Here is a 20,865-nt window from a genome sequence, read left to right as displayed (position 1 = left end):
TTCATTTCAATTGATTTATTGGAGAGCAACACATGACTACCCCGTTCCTGTACGACCCCCTGAGCATCACCGACGTCAAGGATTGGGGCGTGATCCCGACCATGCTCGAAGGCGAATCCTGTGTCTCCGGCGTGGTGCTGCACAAAGGCCCCGAAGGCCAGTCCGAATGCGGCATCTGGATCTGCACCCCGGGCAAATGGTTTTGCCATGTCACCAGCGACGAGTTCTGCCACTTCCTCGAGGGCCGCTGCACGTACGTCCACGAGTCCGGCGAAGTGATCGAGATCAAGCCCGACACCGCCGCCTTCTTCGGCAAGGACTGGAAGGGTGTGTGCACGGTCCACGAGACCATCAAAAAGGTTTACATGATCCGGTGACTGCCATGACTGATGCACTGGCGTCATCGCCAACCCGTGAAGACCAGCGCGCCGCCTTTCTGGCACGCGCCGGTTTCGCCGGGGCCCCGCTGGTGGCCTTGCCGGCGGATGCTTCGACCCGGCGCTATTTCCGCCTGGACGGCGCCGGCCTGTTGCTGATGGATTCGCCGCCCCAGAGCGAACCCTTCGGCCCGTTTGTACGGATCGCCCGGCAGTTGCAAGGGCTGGGGCTGTCCGCGCCGGCCTTGCTGGAAGTAGATGAAGTGGCGGGGCTGGCGCTGATCGAGGATTTCGGTCACGACACCTACACCCGGCTGCTGCTGGCCGGGCATTCGGAGTCGGCGTTGTATCACCTGGCGGTCGATACGCTGGTGGCCTTGCACCGCGCAGCGCCAGCGGCGGAACTGGCGCCTTACGACGCGCGGCGACTGGCGGACGAGTGCTCGCTGTTTATCGACTGGTACGTGCCTTTACTCGTCGGCAAAGAGGCGGCACAGGGTCTGCGCGAAGAGTATCTGGCGCTGTTCGCCGAGGCTTGTGGTGACGTTGCCCAGCGCCGCGAAGCCCTGGTGCTGCGTGACTTTCACGTCGACAACCTGATGCTGCTGCAAGGCCGCGAAGGTGTCGCCGCCTGCGGCTTGCTTGATTTCCAGGACGCCCTGGCCGGGGCGGCGGCCTATGACCTGATGTCGTTGCTCGAAGACGCCCGGCGCGATGTGCCCGAGGCGTTGCGTGAGGTACTGATCAGCCATTACCTGTCGCAGCGCCCGGAGCTGGACGCGCGGCGTTTTCTCGAAGACTACCGGCGCCTGGCCGCCCAACGTCACGCCAAGGTGCTGGGGATTTTCGTGCGCCTGGCCGGTCGTGACGGCAAGCACGCTTACCTGGCGCACCTGCCGCGAACCCTGGGTCTGTTTGTCCGTGCGCTGGACGCCGAGGCCTTTGCGCCCCTGCGCCAGTGGCTCGACCGGCACGTGCCGGGCTGGCGAGAAGAGCTGCCCGCCACGACCCTGGCGACATTGCGTCAAACCCCTTATCGATTGGTTCAAGGATCATCCCATGGCCACGTTTAACAGCGATTCTGCCTTGCGTTTCATCAATCCCGAGTTCCTGCCGCTGAGCGATGGCCACGTGCGCCAGGTGCTCGACCCGGCGACCCTGCAACCGGTCGGGCAAGTCGGCGTGTGTGGCGAAACCGATGTGCAAGCCGCCATCGATGCCGCCACCGCCGCGCAAAAGCAATGGCGCCTGGTGGACGCGAAAAGCCGCGCCGCGCGCCTGCATCAACTGGCCAATGCCATCGAGCAGAACCTGGCGTGCAACCGTGAAGTCGCGCGCCTGATGACCCTGGAGATGGGCAAGCCGTTTCCCGAGGCCATGGGCGAGCTGGCCAACTGCGCGCCGATCTTTCGCTACTACGCGGAAATGGCCCGGGACGATGCCGGCAAGGTCGCCGGCACCACGCAGATCGGCTCCTTCCAGCATGTGCGCTACGAGCCCTATGGCGTCAGCGTGCACATCATGCCGTTCAACTTTCCGATCCTGCTGATGTGCTGGACGGTCGCCGCGTCGTTGGCGGCGGGCAATGCCTGCCTCATCAAGCCGGCGGAAGCGACGACCCTGTGCACCCTCAAGTTCATGGAGCATTTCAGCGCGTTGTTGCCGGGGCTGGTGTCCTGTGTGCCTGGCGATGCGGTGACCGCGCAGCTGCTGGTGCAGTCGGCGCAGACCCACGCGGTGGCCTTCACCGGCAGTGTCGCGGCGGGCAAGGCGGTGGCGGTGGCCTGTGCCGAGCGGATGAAGCCTTGCGTGATCGAGGCCGGTGGCAGCGATCCGTTGATCATCTCCAGGCATGCGCCGCTGGACGTGGCAGCGGCGGGGGCAGTGACGGCTGCGTTCCATCTCAGCGGGCAGATCTGCACCTCGGCCGAGCGCTTGTATGTCGTGGATGAGGTGCATGACGAATTTGTCGCGAAGTTCGCCGAGCGCACCCGCGCCCTGCGTATCGGCCATGGCCTGGAACGCTCGGAGATCGGGCCGATGGTCAGCGAAGCGGCACGCAATAAAGTCATGCGCCTGGTCGATGACGCCGTGGCCAAGGGCGCGAAAGTGGTGTGTGGTGGGCGGATTCCACCCCGGCAGACGGTCGGCTGGTTCTATGAGCCGACCATCCTCACCGGCGTGACCGCTGACATGGCGATTCTTCAGGAAGAGTGCTTTGGCCCGGTGGCGGCGATCTGCCGGGTCAGCGATTTCGATGAGGCGGTGCGGCTGGCCAACGACTCGCCATTCGGCCTCGGGGCCTCGCTGTTTTCCACGGACCTGGCCGAAGCCATGGAAGCCGCCGAGCGGCTCGAGGCGGGGATGGTCTGGGTCAACAATCCGCTGATCGACAACGATGCGCTGCCGTTCGGTGGCTGGAAGATGTCCGGCCTTGGGCGTGAGCTCGGGCGTCAGGGGCTGGAAGCGTTCCGCCGCTCGAAAATGGTCATCATCGATCACCAGCCGAAGATTCAGGACTGGTGGTATCCCTATGCCGACGATGTGTTCTATCGCGATCCGGCCTGAAGCCCGGATGCACACAGGAGGATCGTGATGAGCGACAACATGGGCGGGTCGACGCTGGCGGTGATTCTCGCGGCCGGGCAGGGCAAGCGGATGCAGTCGCCGCTGCCCAAGGTGCTGCACCCGGTGGGCAACCGGCCGCTGCTCGGCCATGTGCTGGCGGCGGTGGAGGCGGCCGGTATCGAGCAACGGGCGGTGGTGGTGGGCGCGGGCGGCGAGCAGGTGGCTGAATACCTGCGGCAGGTCGCACCGACGGCACAGGTGTTTACCCAGCACGAACAACGGGGCACGGCCCACGCGGTACTCGCCGCGCGGCCGGCTTTGCAGGCGCAGCAGCAGGGCTATGTGTTGGTGCTGTTTGGCGACTCCCCCCTGATCACCCCGCAGACCCTGAATCGCTTGCGCAGGGCGTTGATGGACGGCGCGGCGGTGGCGGTGGCGGGTTTCCACACCCAGCAACCGGGGCCCTACGGGCGGCTGCTGGTGGAGCAGGGGCGTTTGCGGGCGATCCGCGAAGCCAGGGATGCGAGCCCGCAGGAGCTGGACATCAACTTCTGCAATGGCGGCGTCATGGGCCTGCGGGCAGATACCTGCCTGTGGTTGCTGGAGCGTATCGGCAACCGCAACGCCCAGGGCGAGTACTACCTCACCGATGCGGTGGCGGTGGCCAACGAAGCGGGGCTGATGGTGACTGCCGTGGAAGTGGAGGAAACCGACGTGCTCGGGGTCAATGACCGCGAGCAATTGCAGGTCGCCGAACAGCTGTACCAGCAGCGTCGGCAGCGCAGGATCAAGGAGTGTCCCATGGGTGATTATCAACGGTTGTACATCGGCGGCGAGTGGGTTGCCCCGGTTCAACGCGGTGTTTTCGATACGCTCGATCCGAGTGACGAGTCGGTGCTGGCGCGGGTCGCTTCTGCCACGTTCGAGGACGTCGACCGGGCGGTGGCGGCCGCGCGTTCGGCGTTTGACGAGGGGGACTGGCCACGCTGGTCCGGCACGCAGCGGGCCGAGGTCCTGCGCCGTATCGCCGAGGGCATTCGCCACCGTCAGGACGAACTGGCCGCCATCGAAGTGCGCGACAACGGCAAGCCATTGCCGGAAGCATTGTGGGACATCGCCGACACCGCCGGTTGCTTCGACTTCTATGCCGGGTTGGCCGAGCAGTCGGATCAACAGGGTGAGCAGTCGATCGATGTGCCGGATGCGCGCTTCACGTCATCGGTGATCAAGGAACCGGTCGGTGTGGTCGCGGCGATCATCCCGTGGAATTTCCCGATGCTGATGGCCTCGTGGAAAGTGGCCCCGGCGCTGGCGGCAGGTTGCACCGTCGTGCTCAAGCCATCGGAGCTGACCCCGTTGACCGCCCTCGAACTGGCCGACATCGCCGACAAGGCAGGGCTGCCGGCCGGGGTGCTGAACGTGATCACGGGCCTGGGACGCGAGGCGGGCGCGCCGCTGGCCAAACACCCGTATGTCGACAAGGTCGCCTTCACCGGCAGCGTACCGACCGGGCGCAAGATCATGCAGGCGGCTGCCAACGACATCAAAAACATCAGCCTGGAACTGGGCGGCAAATCACCTTTCGTGATCTTCGCCGACAGCGACATCGAAGCCGCTGTGGAATGGATTCTGTTCGGGATCTTCTGGAACCAGGGCCAGGTCTGTTCAGCCACTTCGCGGGTGCTGGTGGAGCGCGGGTTGTACCCGGCGTTGCTCGAACGCCTGATTGCCGCGACCGAGCGGATTCAGATCGGCCAGGGTTTCGAAGAGGGGGTGAAACTCGGGCCGCTGGTCAGTCAGGGGCAACTGGACAAGGTGCTGGCGGCCATTGCAACCGGTCAGCAAGAGGGCGCTCGTCTGGTGTCGGGCGGTGGGCGGCCGGGCAATCTGGAAAAGGGTTACTACCTGACGCCGGCGATTTTCGCCGATGTCCCCGAGGACAGCTCGGTATGGCGTGAGGAAATCTTCGGACCGGTAGTGTGCCTGCGCGCCTTCGACACGGAAGCCGAAGCGATCCGATTGGCCAATGACTCGCCGTTCGGCCTGGCGGCAGCGGTCATGTCCCGGGATATCCCGCGTTGCGAACGGGTCGCGCGTGGATTTCGCGCCGGCATTGTCTGGGTCAACTGCTCGCAGCCGACCTTCGTCGAAGCGCCGTGGGGCGGCTACAAGCAGAGCGGCATCGGTCGCGAACTGGGGGAGTGGGGCTACAACAACTACCTGGAAACCAAGCAGATCACCCGCTACAACGGCGAACCCTGGGGGTGGTATCTGAAGTGAAGTGAGCGCCGGTTGGCAGGTGCCCCGCGGCGCTCTCGGGTCCATCGCCAGCAAGCTGGCTCCTACAGTTTTAGCGTGGGCACGGTCCCCTGTGGGGGCTGGCTTGCCAGCGATGGTCGTCAACGATAACGCGGGTTGGCAGGTGCCCCGCGGTGTTCTCGGGTTCATCGCGAGCAGGCTCGCTCCTACAGATGGCATTGGCCGCCGGCGAAAACACAAACCCCGTAGGAGCGAGCCCGCTCGCGATGGTCGTCAACGATAACGCGGGCTGGCAGGTGCCCCGCGGTGCTCTCGGGTTTATCGCGAGCAAGCTCGCTCCTACAGATGGCATTGGCCGCCGGCGAAAACACAAACCCTGTAGGAGCGAGCTCGCTCGTGATGGTCGTCAACGATAACGCTGGCTGGCAGGTACCCCGCGGTGCTCTGGGGTTTATCGCGAGCAAGCTCGCTCCCACAGATGGCATTGGCCGCCGGCGAAAACATAAACCCTGTAGGAGCGAGCCCGCTCGCGATGGTCGTTAACGATAACGCGGGTTGACAGGTACCCCGCGGCGCTCTGGGGTTTATCGCGAGCAAGCTCGCTCCCACAGATGGCATTGGCCGCCGGCGAAAACATAAACCCTGTAGGAGCGAGCCCGCTCGCGATGGTCGTCAACGATAACGCTGGTTGGCAGGTGCCCCGCGGTGCTCTCCGGTTTTTCGCGAGCAGGCTCGCTCCCACAGATGGCATTGGCCGCCGGCGAAAACATAAACCCTGTAGGAGCGAGCTCGCTCGCGATGGTCGTCAACGATAACGCTGGTTGGCAGGTGCCCCGCGGTGCTCTCCGGTTTTTCGCGAGCAGGCTCGCTCCTACAGTTGGCATTGGCCGCCGGCGAAAACATAAACCCTGTAGGAGCGAGCTCGCTCGCGATGGTCGTCAACGATAACGCCGGCTGGCAGGTGCCCCGCGGCGCTCTGGGGTTTATCGCGAGCAGGCTCGCTCCTACATCCCCATACATGGGTTATTACACCCACCTGACCGGGCCTTTTTCACCAAATTTGCGTTTCGCCTGGCACACCGTCAAACAGCTTGTTCATTAATCTGGACTTTTTCCTGGCCCTGTAGTGATGGCTCATTCGTTGCTTAACCCTTGGTACCCGCAACAGTTTTCGTCCCATGACGCGAGGGGTGAAAAAATGAAGCCAGCGACGCCAGCATGCAACGCCATCGCCTTACTGCTGAGGTCAAGCCCGCCCTCCACGATGCTCCTTCCCGGAGCACGTCACGGGCTGACAACGCACTTACTCCCAACGTGCAGATATCATTCAGATCGCCACCGACGACCAGCCCAGCCAATTGTTCGCGAGAGCTATTACATGTACGGCGGGAAAGGGAGAACGGGTGATGGCTTCCACGACTAAATCCATTGATCTGATCACGAAAAGACCGACCCACCTTTACAAGCAGCTCGCTCAGTTGAGTCTGATGGTTGTTGCGTTGCTGATGATGCTGGCGTTGTCCGCCGTACTGGCGATGGCGTTGACCCTTTGAGGGTTCTGAGCTGCCGACGCCGCTGACGTGTCGGGTCGAATGCAAACGGGTGAGCAAGCCTGTGAATGACCCAGCCTATGGAACTGCACACCATTCTGGCGATCAAATCCTTTACGGGTGAGACGCGCGTCGTAATGGTTACGCATTCGCATTGAACGCCCAGTTAGGCTGTAAAGCCGGGAGGGCAGCATGGGCAACAGCGCGATGGTCAAGTTCTTTGCGGGCTACCTGTTCGTGTGCGCACTGCTGGCATGGGCGGTGACCCAGGCCTCTCCCTGGATTGCCTCGCACCTGCTGCTCCACTGGATTCTCTAGCGCCGTACCCCCCTCAATGCCACGCCCGATACTTCAAGCTCCGCGATCCGCAGCCTGCTCGATCAGTCGTTGCAACTGCGCGACCAGGCCGGTTCGCTGAACCGGCAACTGACCCCATTCAAGGGAGCCAGTTGCCGACGCTGGCGGATTAGTGGAACGGAAAGATGTAGTTCATCCAGGCAGCCATGCGCAGGAGGATCTTGCGCATCATCGCGATGTGATGGAAATGCTGGCTGTACAACGCCGCCTGGCCGTAGGCCCCGCCGGGCATCAGGTCGGCGTACTGGGCATAGTCGGGATCGGTGATTTCAATGATCACCGGTACCCGGCCGGCCGGTGGCGAACCGGTGAAACCGATCAGCGTGCCCGACGGCTGGATCTGGCCTTCGGCGATGACCGACACCACGGTTTTGACCTTGCCTTCGAACACCTTCCCGGGAATGCCGTCAAAAGCGACTTCGGCCTCATCGCCCTCGGTCAGGCGCAACAGGCTGTTCTGGCGCATCCATGCCGAGAAGTAATGACCTTCTGCGGGAATGAACACCATCGAAGGGCGCAGCGGCAGCTTGGTCGCCATCATGCCCGGACGCAGCGAAACATGGGTGACGAAGCCTTTGCTGGGCGCACGCACCGTGGTGTTGTCGAGTTCATACTGCGCGTTGTCCAGTTGTGCCTTCAGGTCGTCGGTCCGGGCGACCACCATATCCAGTTCCCGTTGAGTGCTGAAATTACGCTTGATCAACTCGGTGATCCGCACACGATCGGCCTGGGCGGCAATCAGTTGTGCCTTGAGGGATTTGACCCGGTACTCGAAAGGCGCGGGGTCGATGCGAAACAGCACATCGCCTTTTTCCAGGGGCTGGTTGGTCTTGACCGGCACGTCGATCACCTGGCCACTGACCACGGGAATCACCGGAACCGATACGAAATAGGAACGCGCCACCTCGGAGTAGGGGTGGTTGTAGTTCATCGTGAAAATCAGCGCGCCGATAATCACGATACCGCCCAGCACCGCCGTGGGCACCGTCCATTTGTTCAGGGGGATGCGGAAGATCTTGAAGATGGCAACGCAGAGTGCGGCATACGTCAGTATGAGTAAGAGATCCATGGCTCAAATGCCCTCGCCGAGATTGTCCGTTGGCCGCCTGCTCTGCGTCGTGCCCGTCGCCGTCTCGAGGCGCTCGATGCGGCCTTGCAGTTCGGCGACCTGTTGTTCGAGGTGAACCACATGGCTCTTGGCTGAGTGTCCGTCACTGAAACCCCAGCCCCGGTCTTCCCGATAGGCCATCGCCCAGATCCACAGGAACGGCCAGAGCGCGTGCAGGGTGAACAGGCTGACCCAGCCGGTGGCGTGGATTGCATCCTGGTGAGGGTGGTTGCGGTGGACGGCAATTTCATAGGGGATGTCGTGGAGCAGGATGATCCCGTAGAACAGGACGAGCCCGACAAAGATCAGCAGGCCCAGCGCGAAGTAATCAAGCATGAATCACTCCTCTTGAAGCAGGTAACGTGTGCGCATGAGTGTAGCCGTTCAATCTACACTTGACGGGGATGCTGATATCCAGCCCGGGCAACCGGTGCCTGGCCGACGCGTCGACCGGTATCGTGCAGATAGCCCAAGGGGAGGTGTACTCATGCCAGGCAATGGTCAATTCGAAAGGGCGCCTGTACTTGACCCTGTCGAGCGCATTACCGAGGTGATCTTCGGCCTGCTGATGGCCATGACGTTCACCGGCACCATCAGCGTGGCCACGGCAGACCAGGCCGCCGAACGCACGATGATGCTGGCCGCGCTCGGTTGCAATCTCGCCTGGGGACTGGCCGATGCGGTCATGTACCTGCTGCGTGCACTGGTCGAGCGCACGCGCCGGATCAAGCTGTACCTGGCCCTGCGCAATGGCGCGGACGCCGCGGCGGGTCAGGCGCTCATTGCACAAGTGCTGCCGTTGCAATTCGCCACGGCGGCCGGCAGCGAGGGCCTGGAACTGTTGCGCCGACGGCTGCTCGAGCAGCCGCCCTTGCCGATCAGGGCCGGCCTCGGCTGGAACGATTTCAGGGGGGCGTTCGGTGTTTTCCTGTTGGTGGTGTGCTCGACCTTTCCGCTGGTGGTGCCGTTCATACTGCTCGACCAGACGGCACTCGCCATTCGCTTGTCCAACCTGATCGGACTGGTGGTGCTGTTCATCGCAGGCTGGATGCTCGCCAGATACGCTGGCGCCACGCAGTGGCAGGGTGGGGTGATCATGGCCGCTACGGGAGGTGTGTTGATCCTTGCGATCATTGCGCTGGGCGGCTGACAACTGGACATAATTCAGCACACTAAAGACTCATTCTCATTTACAATTGCCCTTCCATTTACGTCGGGCAGCCCGGTATGGATGTTCTTGCCGCAATCCATCTTTATTTATCCCAGTGGGTGATCGAGCCGGTCACCCGGCAGTTCCTGGGCATTTTCGACTTCAACGGCAGACTCGGTCTATCCTTTCTCTGCATGTCTTACAGCGTCGCTTATTGCCTGTTCCGGCACCGCAAATCCCGGGGTTTGACCGACGCGCGCTCGTTCGTTGAGTTCATCGGTGGCAGCCGGGTTTACCTGCACCGCTCGGCGCTGCTCGACTACCGCTATTACTTCGTCCTGGCCATCCTCAAGGTCGTCCTGGTGCTGCCCATCGTCGCTCTGGTCGACCCGTACGTGTTGCGCTCGGCGGACTACATCGCCTTCTTCACCGGGCTGTGGGGCGCGCGCACGCAAGTGGAGGAGCACCTGGCGCTGACCCTGCTTTATGGACTGGGGGTATTCCTGGTCAAGGATTTCAGCCATTACTGGGGCCATCGCGCGTTTCATTCGCGGTACCTGTGGGCCTTCCACAAAGTCCATCATTCGGCGCCCGTGCTGGTGCCGGCGACGGCCAGCCGCGTGCACTTTCTGGAAGAGGTGGTCGAAAAGCTCACGGACATCATCTGTGTCGGCGCCTTTGCCGGTGTCTTCTGGTACGCCTGCGGGGGAGAGATCAGCCGCTACACATTGTTTGGCGTGACCTACATGGTGTTCATCTTCAACAGCCTGGCGGCCAACCTGCGTCACAGCCATGTCTGGTTGTCCTTCGGACCGGTGCTCGAACGGGTGCTGAGCAGCCCGGCGCAACACCAGATTCATCACAGCGATGCGCCACGACATTTCAACAAGAACTTCGGCATCAACCTGTCGCTGTGGGACTGGATGTTCGGCACCCTGTACGTTACCCGGCCCACACCCGAGGTCATCGCCTTCGGCACCGGGGAACAGGATCACGAGCGTTACCTGACGATGAAGGGTTTGATCGTCACGCCTTTTGTGGACATCGGCCGCAAACTCCTCTGTGCCATACGCCCGAAAGCACAGCCTCAAAGCGCATCTGATCCGTATTTTTCAGTGCAATCTGCCTCTGTAACGGATACAGCCGCCAGCCCATAATAAATCTCCGGTACGGCAGCACTCGGCGCTCGCTGTACCGCCAATTCATAGTGTGGGAGGCCGCATGGCCAAGATGACGATTTTTCTCGGCGGTTTTCTGCTGTTGACCATCCTGATCGGTGTGCTGGCGACGATTCCTCCGGCGTGATTACTGCGGCCGGTTTTCGTCGACGGCCAGGCGCAGTTCGCGGTACGCCGCGACCAGTTGCTCAAGGCTGAACGCACGATTTCTGCCGCTGGGGTTCGGCAGGACCCAGACCGCCGCGTTGCCGAAGGTTTTCGCTTGAAGACCCCAGGCAACCTCGCGCTGACCGGACAGCGCGCAATACGCCGCCTTGCCCAGGAATGCCACGAAACGCGGCGCATGGCGGGCGATTTTCTGTTCGAAGCCCGCTGCGGCGGCGCTGAACTCGTGCAAGGACAATTGATCGGCGCTGGCCGTCGGCCGCTCGACCACTGCGGTCAAGCCGCATTGATAGCGCAAGAGCGTCCGGTCGTTTTCCGGTTGCACCTGCTCAGGCGTAAACCCGGCGAGATGGAGCGTGCGCCAGAAGCGATTGCCGCTCCCGGCAAAATGGTGCCCTTGGGCGGCGGCAGTCATGCCGGGATTGATGCCGCAAAAGATCACGGCAAGCTCCTCGGCAAGAATATCCTCGAGTCTTTCACTCACCGCAGATCACTCTGATCGCCTGGCGTGCCAGTCCTGTCAGCTCGTCTCGGGATTTACCGGCCCGGGCACGGATCGAAATGCTGTGCAGCAGGGACGAGGCGAGCACGGCAAGGGCGGCCGGGTCGGCATCGTCTTTCAACTCGCCGGCATTTTTCGCCGCTTGCAGGCGTACTTCCAGATCGGCATCCAGCCGGCTCAAACGGTCGGACAGCACTTCGCGAATCTGCGGGTCCTCGACGGCTTCGGTGGTTGCCGTGCCGATGGCGAAGCAACCGCGGGGCTGGCCATCGCCCGAGAAGTAAATCGATAACTGCCCCTCGTAGAAACGCTGCAAGGCCTCGGCCAGCGGCAGGTTCAGGTCCGTCAGCGCCTCATGCATGGCCGCCGCTGCAAATTCCCAATATTGCTCCAGCGCTTTGATGTAGAGCGCGTGCTTGTCGCCGAACGCGGCATAGAGGCTGGGGCGGTTCATGCCGGCGGCGGTGGCGATGCTGTCCAGGGACGCACCGGAATAGCCGGTGTTCCAGAACACACCGAGTGCCTGCTGCAACGCGGTCTGCGGGTCGTAGGCCCGAGGGCGGCCGCGGCCTTTGCCCTCTGTCGATTTATTTTGTGCCATGTCGTACAAAATCCTTGTGGGGTGATGGGGTGAGGGATATTCTTACACCATCGCACAAAATTAAGGAATCAGAAATTCCTTGATCCAGGGTTTGTTGTAGCCGGGCTCGAACCGAGTGCTGCGGCGACGAAACCGACGCGCTGGGAGCGATCCTCCCGACCGCGCACGGGCTTGCTTCTTTTCAGCATTTATTGACTTGCGGGCCACCGGCGCTTGTTGCCGATGCTGGCCCGATTACCCGGCTAAAGGTGAACTCGATCATGACCAAAGCGTTCGATATCCCGGCTTCACAGACCTTCGGGCAGCCTGGCCCAAACCCGGCCGGCGCGCCCACCCGAAAACCCCTGAGACAGACCTTGCGTCCCTGGCTGATGGTGGGTGTTCCACTCCTGTTCGCGGCGCTGGGCTATGCCCACCATGTGTCGGGCCAGGCCTATGTATCGACCGACAACGCTTACGCCCGCGTGGCCAAGGCATCGATCAATGCGCGGATCTCCGGGCAAGTGGTCGAGATTGCCGTCGAGGACAATCAGCCGGTCAGCAAGGGCCAGGTGCTGTTCCGGATCGATCCGAAACCCTTCCAGATCGCCGTCGACCGTGCGCAAGCGCAACTGAGCGTGGCGCGGCTGCGGATCGACGGACTCAAGGCCAGCTATCGCCAGCAGCAGGCGGAACTGCAATCGGCGAAAGAGTCGGCTGACTTCGACCAGAAGGACTTTGCCCGCAAGAAAGCACTGGTCGCGACCGAGTTCGTTTCGAAGTCGATCTACGAACGGGCCGACACCGACGTGAAGGTGGCGCGGCAACGGATCGCGTCCATCGAGCAACAGATCGCCAGCACCGTGGTGGCCCTGAACGGCAATCCGAACATCGAGGCCGATAACCACCCGACGGTGCGCGAGGCCCGGGCGCAGCTCGACGAGGCGCAGTTGTACCTCTCGTACACCACGGTATACGCGCCGCAGGACGGCATCGTGGCCAAGGTTGACGACCTGCAGGTGGGCAACTACCTGAACAACGGTGCGCCGGCCTTTGCCTTGCTGTCCGGTCACGAGATCTGGATCGAGGCCAATTTCCGCGAGACGGACGTGACCCACATGCGCCCTGGCCAGCAAGCCACCATCCGCATCGATACCTACCCGGATCGCGTGTTCAAGGCCCACGTCACCAGCATGAGCCCGGGGGCCGGTTCGGATTTCGCCCTGCTGCCGCCGGAGAACGCGACCGGCAACTGGGTCAAGGTGACGCAGCGGGTGCCGGTACGGCTTGAGCTCGATGAAGTGGACCCGGCGCTGCCGCTGTTCTCCGGGACCAGCGCCACGGTAAGGATCGACACCCGGTTTCGCAGCCCCTGGTGGCATCCGCTCAAGGCGTTGCTGACCGCAGGTAACTTCTGATGAACGCCCAAGCGATAGTAAGCCCCGGCGGGGAGGGCGCGCGCTCCCTCAGGTTCGCCGCCTTGCTGGCGACCTACATGCAGTCGGCCAACCTGCCGTTGCCGAACGCGGCACTCAGGTTGATTCAGGGCAGCCTGTCGATGACCGACGATCAGGCGGGCTGGATTTTCACCTCGTACCTGGCCGCGAGTGCGATCAGCATGCCGCTGGCCCAGTGGCTGGCCGCGCGCTTTGGCTTGAAGTGGGTATATCAGTCGGCGCTGGCGTTGTTTGTCCTGGGCTTGCTGCTCGCCACGGTGGCGACGACGCCGTTGGAATTCGTCGGCGCGCGCATCGTTCAAGGCATTGCCAGCGGCGTACTGGCGCCGCTGTCGATGGCGATCGCCCTGGAAACCTTGCCGCCGGAAAAGCGTGCGAAGTTCGGCGTGAGCTGGACCGCCATCGTGCTGTTCGGCATCGTCAGCGGCCCTAGTATCGGTGGCTGGATCGCCGAACATTTCGGCTGGCGCCCGATGTTCTACCTCAGCGTGCCACTGTCGCTGTTTATCTTCCTGGTGGCGGCGCTGTTGTTGACCGAAAAGAAAGCCGAAAAACCTCCGGCGTTCGATTTCTTCGGTTTCGGCACCTTCACCCTCAGCCTGATCAGCCTGCAGATGCTGCTCGACCGGGGTGAACGACTGGACTGGTTCGCCTCGCCCGAGATCTGGCTGGAAGCCGTGGCGTCGGCGCTGGGGTTCTACCTGTTCGTGGTGCATGTGCTGACCTCGAACGTGCATTTCCTCAACAAGCGCCTGCTCAAGGACTGCAACTTCGTGCTGTCGACGGTGATCTTTTTCGCCCTCGGTTTCGTGCTGTTGTCGACCATGGCCCTGACCTCGCCGATGCTCGACGAAATTCTCGGCTACCCGCCGGACACCACGGGCGCCTTGACGATCCCGCGTGGCATGGGCCTGGTCGGCGCCTTCCTGCTGATGGGGCGGCTGCCCGCGCGCTTCGACCGTCGCCTCTTCGTCGCGGCCGGTATCGCCATCGTGATCTATGCCAATTGGCTGATGCTCGGCTATTCGCCGCTGATGGACGAGTGGCCCGTGGCGGTTGCCGGCGCGATCCAGGGCGCGGGCCTGGGCATCCTGATGCCGGCGGTGAGCAACGTCGCGTTCAGTACCCTCGACCCCGCGCTGCGGGCCGAAGGCACCGGCCTGTTCAATCTGGTCCGGGTCTACGGCAGCACGCTGGGGGTGGCGATCGTGCAGCTGTTTTTCTTCAACAACACCCAGGCCATGCACATGGCGCTGGTCAGCAACCTCACGCCGTACCGCACCGCCACGCAGTCGCTGGCCTGGGCGCCGTTGCAGGTGCTGGAGGGGCTCAACGAAATGATCACCGGCCAGGCCGCGTTCATCGCCGTGGTCGATCAGTTCAAGATCCTGATGGTGGTGATGCTGGTGGTGAGCCCGCTGGTGTTGTTTCTTCGCAAGCCTGTTGCGGCCAATTAGTTTTCGTGGAGTTCGCCAAATGAAATCCTGTGCGCTGGTCATCACCCGATACTTGCTGCAAACGAAGATCGCGGCGCTGTCGCTGCTTTTCTTGCTGACGGCTTGCACCGTTGGCCCCGACTATCAAACACCGGCAGCGAGTACATCGCAGCACTACGACACACAGGCCGAGCAGCGTCTTGCCCAGGGTGCAGCCCCTCGCATCGACCTTGGCAAGAAGGTCAGTGGCGATTGGTGGACGGCCTTTCGCTCGCAGAAACTCGACAACGTGGTGCGTCGTGCCATCGACGGCAACCTGGACCTGGTGGCCGCCGACGCAACGATCCGCCAGGCCGCTTCGTCTGTCGCTGCGGCGCAGGGTGCGCTGTATCCGCAGGTCGATTTCGCTGCCGTGGCCGGTCGTCAGCGGCTGCACAACGCCAGGGAGCCCTCTATCGCCAACTTCTATGCGATTGGCCCGCGGGTGGGGTTCGACCTTGATGTGTTCGGCGGCAACCAGCGTCTGGTTGAACAGCAGCAGGCGTTTGCCGAGCTGCAAAAACACCGCTACGAAGCGGCGTACCTGACATTGACCGGCAACGTTGCCAGCCAGGCCTTGCTGTTGGCCTCGGCCAACGCGCAGATGCAAGCCGTGGAAAAACTGCTCGCCAACGATGCGAAAAACCTGGAGCTGGTGCGCATGGCCCATCTCAACGGCAGCACCACGCAGATCGATGTGTCGCTGGCCGAGACCCGGCTCGCCCAGGATCGCACGCTGTTGCCGCCCCTCGCTCAGCAGCGCGATGCGGCCCGCCATGCACTGTCGATCCTGACGGGGAAGGGGCCGGCGGACTGGATCGCTCCCGACTTCGACTTGAGCGAGTTCGCCCTGCCGTCGAACCTGCCGGTGAGCCTGCCTTCGGAAATGGCCCACGACCGCCCGGATGTGCTGCAGGCCGAAGCGCAACTGCACATGGCCAGCGCGGCGGTGGGCGTGGCGACGGCGAACCGCTATCCCCATGTCACGTTGTCGGCCTCTCTGGCGCAGGCGGCCTCGGGCAACGGCGGCGCGGCACTCTGGGGTTTCGCTGCCGGGCTGGCCGGGCCGATCTTCGATGGCGGCACGCTCAAGGCACAGCAGCAGGCCGCCGTCGACGGCTACAAGGCGACGCTCGCCGGATACCAACAGACGGTCATCAACTCGTTCGGGCAGGTCGCCGACACCTTGCAGGCGATCAACCATGACGCCGAAGAACACCTGGCCCAGACCGACGCCTTGCGCGCGGCCGAAAACAGTCTGCGGTTGAACCAGCAAGCCTTCGCGCAAGGCGAAAACAGCATCCTCCAGGTCCTGGAAGCGGAGCGTGCCTATGAGCAGGCACTGCTGGGACAGATCCGCGTGAATACCGCGCAGTACCTCGACACCGTGCAGCTGTTTGTTGCCCTTGGCGGTAACGCTGTCGGCACCTTCGAGCAACGCGTTGCCTCTGGCGACGGGCAGACACCTTCGTATCAATAATGGCTGCGGCCTGGAGTAGACACATGACCTATGAAGCCTTTCACGACGGACTGCGCGATACCCGGTTTGCGCTCAACCATGGAGCGGTCGAGATGCCGGCGGTTGGATTCGGGACCTTGTTCCGTGATCTCGCCACGACCACTGATGCGGTGAAGGAAGCGCTGGCCGCCGGTTTCCGCCATTTCGATTGCGCCGAGCGTTATCGCAACGAAGCCCAGGTCGGTGTGGCGCTGACGGAGGTGCTGGCCGCCGGCAACGTCCGCCGCGAAGACCTGTTCATCACCACTAAGCTGTGGAACACCAACCATCGCCCCGAGCGCGTCGAGCCCGCGTTCGCCGCCAGTTGCCAACGCCTGCAAGTGGACTACATCGACTGCTACCTGATCCACACGCCGTTTGCCTTTCAACCCGGCGACAACCAGGACCCGAGGGACGCGCTGGGCAACGTCATCTACGACCACGGCGTGACGCTGATCGAAACCTGGCGGGCGCTCGAGCGGCTGGTGGATGAGGGGCGGGCGAGGTCCATCGGGGTGTCGGACATCACGCTGGACGCGCTGAAGGCGCTGGTCGCCGTCGCCCGGATCAAACCCGCCGTGGTGCAGGTCGAGTCCCACCCTTATTTGCCGGAGTGGGAACTGCTTGAGTTCTGCAAGGCGCACGGGATTATCGTGCTGGCGTTTGCGCCATTGGGGCACGGCATGCAGCCCAATGTGCTGCAAGACCCGGTGCTCACCGGCATCGCCCGGCGTCTGCAGAAAACCCCGGCCCAGGTTGCGCTGGCCTGGTCGGTGCAACGCGGGGTGGCGTTCCTGACCACCTCGGCAACGCCGAGCCATATCCGGGAAAACATCGATATCTCGACCTTGCCGCTCAGGGCCATGATCGAGATTCAACAAGACATCACCACCCGTATACGCTTCAACTCGGTGGTTGAAACCGGTGTTCCCGGATTCACTGCGCGCAAGCCTTAGTGCCTGAGATCAGGGCGGTGCGTCACGGGACCGTCCTGTCTGCCTATCCCTGGAGGTGAAACCGATGGATGTTTTCCAGACCCTGCGCTGTTTCGCGGCGGTGGCCCAAAGCGGCAGCTTCACCGCGGCGGCCGCGATGCTGGACACCACCACGACCAACGTATCAAAAGCCGTTTCCAGCCTGGAGGCCAGGCTGCAGACGCGCTTGATCAACCGCACCACCCGGCGCCTGGCATTGACCGAAGCCGGTGTGCGCTATTTGCAGCGCTGCGAGCGGATCCTGGAGGACCTGCGTGAGGCCGATGCAGAGGCGGGCACGGCCCAGGTCATGCCCGCAGGCCGACTGAAAATCCACGCCATGTCCGCCATCGGCAACCACTACGTGATCGGCGCCATCGCCCGCTACCGGCAAATCTGGCCTTCGGTGCTGTTTGACCTGACCGTGACCAATCGCCTGCCGGATTTGCTCGAAGAGGGCTATGACATGTCGATCGTGCTGGCGCGGGACCTGCCCGATTCCGGCTTCGTCGCCCAGCGGCTGGGCATCACCTACAGCATTCTCTGCGCCTCGCCCGAGTACCTGAGCCAACGCGGGATTCCCGACTCGCCGGGTGAACTCGCCGGCCATGACTGCCTGCGAATCGTCAACACGGTCATGCCGGCCGAGCACTGGGTATTTGAAGGCCCGCAGGGGACAGAGACATTCAGCACGCCGGTGTCACCCTTTCACGTCAACACGGCTGACGCCATGACCTTCGCGATCAAGAACGGGATGGGGATTGGCATTCAACCGATTGCATCGGCCGTCGAGGGCCTGCGGGCGGGGACGTTGGTGCGCGTATTGCCGGCGTATCGGCTTGAAGAGTTGAACCTGTTTGCGATCTACCCTTCACGCAAGTTCGTGGATGCAAAAATAAAAACCTGGGTGGAATTTCTCAAGCATTCCATTCCGGGGTTGCTGGCGTCTGATGAAAAAATTGTCGGTGCGTCGGTGTAGCTGGCGTTGTACCCATGGAGTGTCGACCCTCCATCGTCCATACAGTGCTCACCCGTTCGAGCAGCCGGTGCCCATCACTTGATATTCGACGGTGCGACGTTGACCCCGGGAATCTTCATAGGTCATGCGCGCCGGCACTGGTCCGCATTCGTTGGCGACTTCCGATACTTCGATGACGCGTTTGATATCAAGCCGGGTGCCGTAGGTGTAGGTTTCAATGGGTGGTTGGTTAGCTGCAGTAGTCGAGTGGCTGTCGTCCGCCAAGGCCTGGGTGCCGGCGCTGGCCAGCGCAAGCAAGAGTGCGATGTTTAACAGTTTCATGATCGTTACCTCGTGGTAAAAGCGTTATCCCGGGGATTATTCACTTGGGTGAAGTCGATGTTAGGCGTTTGGCGGGGGCGCAAAAATCGGTCGGCGGGATAAACACTGTTGCCGGATTGATCATGAATCGAGGGGGGAGTTCGTTAACCCTATCTGCCTGTCAAATCGTATAGCAGGCCTGATCAAAGGGTCTCGGGAAGCGGTTGTTATTCCGGGGCTGGAGAAGGCTAGTGTGGCATGCCCGCGATCCGCAACCAGGCCACACCGCCTTCGCGCTCACCGGTACTCATCATGCCGACGCCACCAGGGCCCCGTTTCATTGCGTCCCCTGGGCGCGCGGTCGAGCCATTGGTACATGCTCCACAACCCGTCCAGGCCCCGCGCGTAGGTGGAGTAGGTGTGATAGATCTGGCCGTCCTCCAGTACAAAGGTACTCAGCCCCGGCCGGTCGCGGGTATAGGTCGGTGCGTCGGTGCCACAGGTCGCGGCGAACTGTTTCACCGGTTCCGGAATGTCACTGGCGTCCATGGCATGGCCGCCGCGCTGGTAGTTGTACTCGACCAGGCCTTCGCGCTGCTGCGCTTCGGTGAAGTAGACGTTGAAGTCGGCGGTGAAATCGCTGTCGGCGGCCGAGGCCCAGGGGAAGGTCCAGCCCATCCGGCGCTTGTAGGCCTGCAGTTTCGCCAACGGTGCGCGGGATATCGCCATCAGGGTCACGTCGTGATTGGCCAGGTGGATGACCAGGGGGTCGAAGCCATCGGCAATGGCTGAGCAGGAAGGGCAGCCGGCGGTGTAGTCGGGGCCGAACATGAAGTGATAGACCAGCAGTTGCGAGCGCCCTTGAAAGAGTTCGGCCAGGGTGGCGCTACCGTTGTCGGTAGCGAAACGGTACGTCTTGTCGAGACGAACCCACGGCAAGGCCTGGCGTTGCCGGGCCAGTTCATCGCTGCGTCGGGTCAGGGCCTTTTCCGCTTCGAGCAGTTGCAGGCGTGCCGCCAGCCATTGGTCCCGGGTCGCGGTTGTGTGCGTGTTCATCGCTGTACGCTCCTGGTGAAAGGTCGTGAATTAGACTAAACCCGGGTATCGAATGATGGGAGTGACAAGCGTGGCGGGATTTCGATGGACTCGATGATCACGGCCGCTGCCCAGGCGCTGGCGGCGGGCAATCCACTGGGCGCACTGGACCGCGTGGCCTTGCGCGACGATGCGCCGGCGCTGGCCCTGCGCGGCATCGCCATGGCGCAACTGGGCGATCTGGTGCGCGCCCGGGCGCTGGTCAAGCGCGCGCAGCGGGCCTTTTCGCCCAGGGAAGTGCTGGCCCGTGCCCGATGCGTGGTGGCCGAAGCCGAAATCGCCCTGGCGTCGCGGGAACTCGGTTGGCCGGTCAAGGCGCTCGAAACGGCGCGGGTCACCCTTGAACAGCACGGTGACCGGGTCAATGCCGCTCATGCGCGGTATCTGCAAATCCGCCGTCTGCTGCTGATCGGTCAGCTCGATGAGGCGCAGCAGTTGCTGGCCAGCCTCGACCCCGGCCCCTTGCCGCCGGCCTTGCGCGCTACCCATGAGCTGGTGCTGGCGGGGATCGCCATTCGCCGCCTGCAATCGAACGCGGCACGGGAGGCGTTGACGCGAGCCGGGCAGGCTGCCGGTCAGACGGGGATTGCCGCGCTGATCGCTGAAGTCGAACAGGCTGCGCGCCTGCTCGACGCCCCCGCGGCACGCCTGATTGCCCGGGGTGAGGAACGCGCACTGCTGCTCGATGAAGTCGAAGCCTTGCTCGGTTCAACGGCGTTGGTGGTGGATGCCTGCCGGTACGTTGTGCGGGGCTGCGGCATGTCGGTGTCGCTCGCGACGCGGCCGATCCTGTTCCTGCTCGCCCGCACCCTGGCCGAAGCCTGGCCCGCCGACGTTGCACGGGAAACGCTGATCGCCCGGGCGTTCCGTCTGAAGCTCTCGGATGAGTCCCATCGTGCCCGGCTTCGCGTGGAAATCGGCCGGCTGCGTAAAGCACTCAAGCCGTTGGCCGGCGTCATCGCGACGCCCCGTGGTTTTGCCCTGCAAACGTCCGTGTGCACGGAGGTGGTGACACTGGCGCAACCGGTCGAGGAAAAATTTGCCGCGGTATTTGCCTGCCTCGCCGATGGCGAGTCGTGGTCGAGTTCCGCCCTGGCCCTGGCGCTGGGTACCAGCCAGCGCACGGTGCAGCGTGCACTCGATACGCTGGCGGAGCAGGGCAAGGTGCAGTGGTTTGGCCGAGGCCGCGCGCGGCGCTGGATGACACCGCCGGTGCCGGGATTCGCGACGACCTTGTTACTCCCGGCGCCGCTGCCCGGTGGCTAGGATGAACGCCACCAACCCCCCATTGAG

General features: G+C 63.0%; 20 protein-coding genes and 1 pseudogene. 15 read left to right on the top strand and 6 right to left on the bottom strand.

Annotated features, from left to right (window positions below; genetic code table 11):
* The first annotated feature begins 32 nt into the window (after positions 1 to 32).
* From KW846_RS27220 to KW846_RS30170, 7 genes and pseudogenes are all read left to right on the top strand, one after another.
* On the top strand, positions 33 to 377 hold the full coding sequence (locus KW846_RS27220) for a cupin domain-containing protein (protein WP_218486164.1): 345 nt from the start codon (positions 33 to 35) through the stop codon (positions 375 to 377).
* 5 nt (positions 378 to 382) lie between these two features.
* Entirely contained in the window at positions 383 to 1,450 is a 1,068-nt protein-coding gene (locus tag KW846_RS27215; protein ID WP_218486163.1) for an aminoglycoside phosphotransferase family protein, read from the top strand.
* Positions 1,437 to 2,945, top strand: coding sequence for an aldehyde dehydrogenase (locus KW846_RS27210; RefSeq protein ID WP_218486162.1), 1,509 nt, complete (start codon positions 1,437 to 1,439; stop codon positions 2,943 to 2,945). The genes KW846_RS27215 and KW846_RS27210 overlap by 14 nt, the downstream gene beginning before the upstream one ends.
* Positions 2,946 to 2,972: 27 nt before the next feature.
* Positions 2,973 to 3,449, top strand: a pseudogene (locus KW846_RS30175) (NTP transferase domain-containing protein); the annotation flags it as partial.
* A 297-nt stretch (positions 3,450 to 3,746) separates the two neighbouring features.
* The gene (locus KW846_RS27205) at positions 3,747 to 5,225 is read left to right on the top strand and encodes an aldehyde dehydrogenase family protein (RefSeq protein WP_256356886.1); all 1,479 of its coding nucleotides are present in this window, start codon (positions 3,747 to 3,749) and stop codon (positions 5,223 to 5,225) included.
* A 1,385-nt stretch (positions 5,226 to 6,610) separates the two neighbouring features.
* The gene (locus KW846_RS27200) at positions 6,611 to 6,757 is read left to right on the top strand and encodes a hypothetical protein (RefSeq protein WP_007976132.1); all 147 of its coding nucleotides are present in this window, start codon (positions 6,611 to 6,613) and stop codon (positions 6,755 to 6,757) included.
* A gap of 189 nt (positions 6,758 to 6,946) precedes the next feature.
* Entirely contained in the window at positions 6,947 to 7,072 is a 126-nt protein-coding gene (locus KW846_RS30170) for a hypothetical protein (protein WP_256356881.1), read from the top strand.
* 148 nt (positions 7,073 to 7,220) lie between these two features.
* On the opposite strand, the gene KW846_RS27195 is transcribed toward KW846_RS30170, so the two are convergent.
* Positions 7,221 to 8,180, bottom strand: a complete 960-nt coding sequence (locus tag KW846_RS27195; protein ID WP_007976135.1) for an HlyD family secretion protein — start codon at positions 8,178 to 8,180, stop codon at positions 7,221 to 7,223.
* 3 nt (positions 8,181 to 8,183) lie between these two features.
* Positions 8,184 to 8,555 (bottom strand): DUF3302 domain-containing protein, encoded by a 372-nt coding sequence (locus KW846_RS27190; RefSeq protein ID WP_007976137.1) that lies wholly within the window; start codon positions 8,553 to 8,555, stop codon positions 8,184 to 8,186.
* A 151-nt stretch (positions 8,556 to 8,706) separates the two neighbouring features.
* Here KW846_RS27190 and KW846_RS27185 point away from each other — a divergent pair, with 151 nt between their 5' ends.
* Positions 8,707 to 9,369 (top strand): hypothetical protein, encoded by a 663-nt coding sequence (locus KW846_RS27185; RefSeq protein ID WP_218486160.1) that lies wholly within the window; start codon positions 8,707 to 8,709, stop codon positions 9,367 to 9,369.
* Positions 9,370 to 9,446: 77 nt separating this feature from the next.
* Complete coding sequence (locus tag KW846_RS27180) at positions 9,447 to 10,526, top strand: sterol desaturase family protein (RefSeq protein ID WP_218486159.1); 1,080 nt, start codon at positions 9,447 to 9,449, stop codon at positions 10,524 to 10,526.
* Positions 10,527 to 10,674: 148 nt separating this feature from the next.
* Here the strand turns inward: KW846_RS27180 and mug are convergent, their stop codons facing one another.
* Positions 10,675 to 11,196: a G/U mismatch-specific DNA glycosylase gene (mug, locus tag KW846_RS27175; protein WP_218486158.1), complete on the bottom strand. Its 522-nt coding sequence runs from the start codon at positions 11,194 to 11,196 to the stop codon at positions 10,675 to 10,677.
* Positions 11,189 to 11,815 carry a TetR/AcrR family transcriptional regulator gene (locus tag KW846_RS27170; RefSeq protein WP_218486157.1) on the bottom strand — a complete coding sequence of 209 codons (627 nt, stop codon included), beginning with the start codon at positions 11,813 to 11,815 and terminating at the stop codon, positions 11,189 to 11,191. Before KW846_RS27170 ends, mug begins: the two co-directional genes overlap by 8 nt.
* A gap of 260 nt (positions 11,816 to 12,075) precedes the next feature.
* On the opposite strand from KW846_RS27170, the gene KW846_RS27165 reads away from it, so the two are divergent.
* The 5 genes from KW846_RS27165 to KW846_RS27145 all read left to right on the top strand — a co-directional run bounded on the left by KW846_RS27165 (position 12,076) and on the right by KW846_RS27145 (position 18,177).
* Positions 12,076 to 13,212: an HlyD family secretion protein gene (locus KW846_RS27165; RefSeq protein WP_218486156.1), complete on the top strand. Its 1,137-nt coding sequence runs from the start codon at positions 12,076 to 12,078 to the stop codon at positions 13,210 to 13,212.
* On the top strand, positions 13,212 to 14,708 hold the full coding sequence (locus KW846_RS27160) for a DHA2 family efflux MFS transporter permease subunit (protein ID WP_218486155.1): 1,497 nt from the start codon (positions 13,212 to 13,214) through the stop codon (positions 14,706 to 14,708). Before KW846_RS27165 ends, KW846_RS27160 begins: the two co-directional genes overlap by 1 nt.
* A gap of 19 nt (positions 14,709 to 14,727) precedes the next feature.
* Positions 14,728 to 16,206, top strand: coding sequence for an efflux transporter outer membrane subunit (locus KW846_RS27155; RefSeq protein WP_218486154.1), 1,479 nt, complete (start codon positions 14,728 to 14,730; stop codon positions 16,204 to 16,206).
* Positions 16,207 to 16,229: 23 nt separating this feature from the next.
* Positions 16,230 to 17,180 (top strand): aldo/keto reductase, encoded by a 951-nt coding sequence (locus KW846_RS27150; RefSeq protein ID WP_218486153.1) that lies wholly within the window; start codon positions 16,230 to 16,232, stop codon positions 17,178 to 17,180.
* Between the two features lie 64 nt (positions 17,181 to 17,244).
* Positions 17,245 to 18,177, top strand: coding sequence for a LysR family transcriptional regulator (locus KW846_RS27145; protein ID WP_218486152.1), 933 nt, complete (start codon positions 17,245 to 17,247; stop codon positions 18,175 to 18,177).
* Between the two features lie 48 nt (positions 18,178 to 18,225).
* Here KW846_RS27145 and KW846_RS27140 read toward each other — a convergent pair whose 3' ends face one another.
* Positions 18,226 to 18,498, bottom strand: coding sequence for a DUF2790 domain-containing protein (locus KW846_RS27140; protein WP_218486151.1), 273 nt, complete (start codon positions 18,496 to 18,498; stop codon positions 18,226 to 18,228).
* Between the two features lie 276 nt (positions 18,499 to 18,774).
* Positions 18,775 to 19,533, bottom strand: coding sequence for a DUF899 domain-containing protein (locus KW846_RS27135; RefSeq protein ID WP_218486150.1), 759 nt, complete (start codon positions 19,531 to 19,533; stop codon positions 18,775 to 18,777).
* A gap of 84 nt (positions 19,534 to 19,617) precedes the next feature.
* Here KW846_RS27135 and KW846_RS27130 point away from each other — a divergent pair, with 84 nt between their 5' ends.
* On the top strand, positions 19,618 to 20,838 hold the full coding sequence (locus KW846_RS27130) for a helix-turn-helix domain-containing protein (RefSeq protein ID WP_218486149.1): 1,221 nt from the start codon (positions 19,618 to 19,620) through the stop codon (positions 20,836 to 20,838).
* Positions 20,839 to 20,865 lie beyond the last annotated feature (27 nt).

The organism is Pseudomonas sp. PDM32, assembly GCF_019219225.1.
GTDB classification, from domain to species: domain Bacteria; phylum Pseudomonadota; class Gammaproteobacteria; order Pseudomonadales; family Pseudomonadaceae; genus Aquipseudomonas; species Aquipseudomonas laurylsulfatiphila.
This window is presented reverse-complemented; position numbering and strand designations above follow the sequence as displayed.

Bases quoted from the DNA above. Each gene is read 5' to 3' on its own strand.
- KW846_RS27130 (WP_218486149.1), top strand. From the start codon at position 19,618: ATGGACTCGATGATCACGGCCGCTGCCCAGGCGCTGGCGGCGGGCAAT.
- KW846_RS27170 (WP_218486157.1), bottom strand. From the start codon at position 11,815: ATGGCACAAAATAAATCGACAGAGGGCAAAGGCCGCGGCCGCCCTCGG.
- KW846_RS27190 (WP_007976137.1), bottom strand. From the start codon at position 8,555: ATGCTTGATTACTTCGCGCTGGGCCTGCTGATCTTTGTCGGGCTCGTC.
- KW846_RS27150 (WP_218486153.1), top strand. From the start codon at position 16,230: ATGACCTATGAAGCCTTTCACGACGGACTGCGCGATACCCGGTTTGCG.
- KW846_RS27210 (WP_218486162.1), top strand. From the start codon at position 1,437: ATGGCCACGTTTAACAGCGATTCTGCCTTGCGTTTCATCAATCCCGAG.
- KW846_RS27180 (WP_218486159.1), top strand. From the start codon at position 9,447: ATGGATGTTCTTGCCGCAATCCATCTTTATTTATCCCAGTGGGTGATC.
- KW846_RS27160 (WP_218486155.1), top strand. From the start codon at position 13,212: ATGAACGCCCAAGCGATAGTAAGCCCCGGCGGGGAGGGCGCGCGCTCC.
- KW846_RS27215 (WP_218486163.1), top strand. From the start codon at position 383: ATGACTGATGCACTGGCGTCATCGCCAACCCGTGAAGACCAGCGCGCC.
- KW846_RS27205 (WP_256356886.1), top strand. From the start codon at position 3,747: ATGGGTGATTATCAACGGTTGTACATCGGCGGCGAGTGGGTTGCCCCG.
- KW846_RS27165 (WP_218486156.1), top strand. From the start codon at position 12,076: ATGACCAAAGCGTTCGATATCCCGGCTTCACAGACCTTCGGGCAGCCT.
- KW846_RS27155 (WP_218486154.1), top strand. From the start codon at position 14,728: ATGAAATCCTGTGCGCTGGTCATCACCCGATACTTGCTGCAAACGAAG.
- KW846_RS27195 (WP_007976135.1), bottom strand. From the start codon at position 8,180: ATGGATCTCTTACTCATACTGACGTATGCCGCACTCTGCGTTGCCATC.
- KW846_RS27200 (WP_007976132.1), top strand. From the start codon at position 6,611: ATGGCTTCCACGACTAAATCCATTGATCTGATCACGAAAAGACCGACC.
- KW846_RS27145 (WP_218486152.1), top strand. From the start codon at position 17,245: ATGGATGTTTTCCAGACCCTGCGCTGTTTCGCGGCGGTGGCCCAAAGC.
- KW846_RS27185 (WP_218486160.1), top strand. From the start codon at position 8,707: ATGCCAGGCAATGGTCAATTCGAAAGGGCGCCTGTACTTGACCCTGTC.
- KW846_RS27135 (WP_218486150.1), bottom strand. From the start codon at position 19,533: ATGAACACGCACACAACCGCGACCCGGGACCAATGGCTGGCGGCACGC.
- KW846_RS27140 (WP_218486151.1), bottom strand. From the start codon at position 18,498: ATGAAACTGTTAAACATCGCACTCTTGCTTGCGCTGGCCAGCGCCGGC.
- KW846_RS27220 (WP_218486164.1), top strand. From the start codon at position 33: ATGACTACCCCGTTCCTGTACGACCCCCTGAGCATCACCGACGTCAAG.
- KW846_RS30170 (WP_256356881.1), top strand. From the start codon at position 6,947: ATGGGCAACAGCGCGATGGTCAAGTTCTTTGCGGGCTACCTGTTCGTG.